Raw genomic sequence first — 2,059 nt, forward strand, 5'->3', positions numbered from 1 at the left:
GCCGACCGACACACCACGGTGGCCGGAACGATGATCGAGGCCAACGTGCAGCAAAGGCCAAGTCTCTGGTTATTTGCGTTAATTTGCGTTATTTGCGGCTAAACTGCCTTTTCTGGAATTATTGATACGCGCATGACGCTTCAGAGAAAATCCGTGTTCATCTGTGTCCATCTGTGGATTTCAGGATTATGTTGATCGCCGATCGGGGCGGGCCTTACCGCGCGCTGGTAGTGGATGACGATGGCGTGCTGCGCGCCGCCATGCAGCAATTCATCTCCCAGCTCGGATTCGAGGTCCAGACCACGGACAATGGTCAGCGCGCGCTCGAGCGGTTCCAGGCGCAAGGGGCCGACATCGTCCTGCTCGATGCGGCCATGCCGGTGCTGGACGGCTTCGCCGCCTGCGAGGCGATCCGGGCACTCCCCGCGGGGCACCATGTCCCGATCATCATGATCACCAGCTACGAAGACGAGGAGTCGGTGGATCGGGCCTTCAGGTCCGGGGCCACCGAATACGTCACCAAACCCATCCACTGGGCCGTGCTGCGCAACCGGGTGCGGCAATTGGTGGAAGCGGCCGAGGCCGCGCGCCGCCTGCGCCAGGACCGCGCCTTCTTCCAATCCCTGGTCGATGCGATCCCCGACCCGACCCTGGTCTGTGACCGTGACGGGGTGGTGCGCTGGCTCAACCGGGACGCCGCCCGCCATCCCCTGATAGCGGAGGCGGCGCTGGACGCCCCGCTGCGGCTGGCCCCGGGGGTGACCGAGCCCGATTCCGGGGAGTCGGACCCGTCGGCGATCCTCGCACGCATCCGCGCCCGCGCGGCCGCCGCCGACACCCCGCTCGAGCTGCTGCTGCACCGCGTCGACCCCCTGGCCGGCGAGTTCTATGCGGAGGCCCACGCGCGGGCCCTACGCGGGGTGGACGGCGCCAACTTCGGCCTGATCCTGCGTCTTCAGGACGTGACCGCGCGGGAGCTCGAGGACCAGCGCCTGCGCCGCCAGGTGACCCGCTTCGGGGAACTGGCCCATCGCGACAGCCTCACCGGACTCGCCAATCGGCGCCGGTTCGAAGACCTCCTGCACGAGGCGGTCGACACGGCCGGCGGCACCGGCGAGCGGCTGGCGGTGATCTTCCTGGATCTCGACGGGTTCAAGGCAGTCAACGACACCCGGGGTCATGCCGCCGGCGATCAGGTGCTGTGCCAGGTGGCCGCGCGCCTGCAGTTGGTGGTGCGGCGTCCGGACACCGTGTCACGGCTCGGCGGCGACGAGTTCGCCGTCCTGTTGCGCGACGTGCCCGGGTACTCCGCGGTGCTGGATTTGGGTGGGCGCCTGCTCGCGGCGATCTGCGCGCCCATCGAGCTTGCCGAGGGACCGGCCGCGCTCGGCGCCAGTATCGGCGTCAGCCTGTTCCCGGACCACGGGCCGGACGGCGCCACCCTGCTGCGCTGTGCCGATGAGGCGATGTACGCGGTCAAGAGTCGCGGCAAGCGCGGCGTGGCAATGGCGCCATTACCTGCCGGCCGGTGAGCGAGGCGGTGCGTCAGCCCCCTGCGGGTGGCGCAGATTCCAAGCCGAAGCGCCGACCGGTGCGTCCGCCGCGAGCGGCCGGGGATGCGCCCGGCGCACGCGGCGCAACCGACGGCCGCTGAGCCATCCCGTAGGGTCCGACGGCTTCCCGGGCACGCTCCGCAACATCCGTGTATCCACCATCCCTGTCAATCCCTGGAACAGAGCATACAAGAGCATACAAGGGTCCGCTGTGCGGACCAACGGCGCAGCAGATCACTGGATGCCCGGGGCAAGCCCCGCGCCACGGTAGCGCTCGAAGCCCTGCGGAAAACTGGAGTCCAAGGCTTCAGCCTTGGTCTTGTCCATCCAAGGCTGAAGCCATGGACTCCAGCCCTGCGTTGGCCGGGTCGGGTAGCCAGGCGACGTTACCGCCACCCAGCCCCCTAAGAACCGTGCTTGCGACTTTCACCGCACACGGCTCAAGCCTTGATAAGCCCCAGTGACAGAGCCGGCCGTTCGGCCTTCGCGATACCAATTTGCAGCCC

The 2,059-nt window shown here is 67.9% G+C and carries 1 protein-coding gene; it reads left to right on the plus strand.

Annotation, left to right across the window (positions count from 1 at the left end; genetic code table 11):
* Window positions 1-188: 188 nt before the first annotated feature.
* On the plus strand, window positions 189-1,532 hold the full coding sequence (locus QZY48_RS18645) for a diguanylate cyclase (RefSeq protein ID WP_295433985.1): 1,344 nt from the start codon (window positions 189-191) through the stop codon (window positions 1,530-1,532).
* Window positions 1,533-2,059 lie beyond the last annotated feature (527 nt).

This window comes from uncultured Thiodictyon sp. (assembly GCF_903828115.1).
GTDB lineage: Bacteria > Pseudomonadota > Gammaproteobacteria > Chromatiales > Chromatiaceae > Thiodictyon.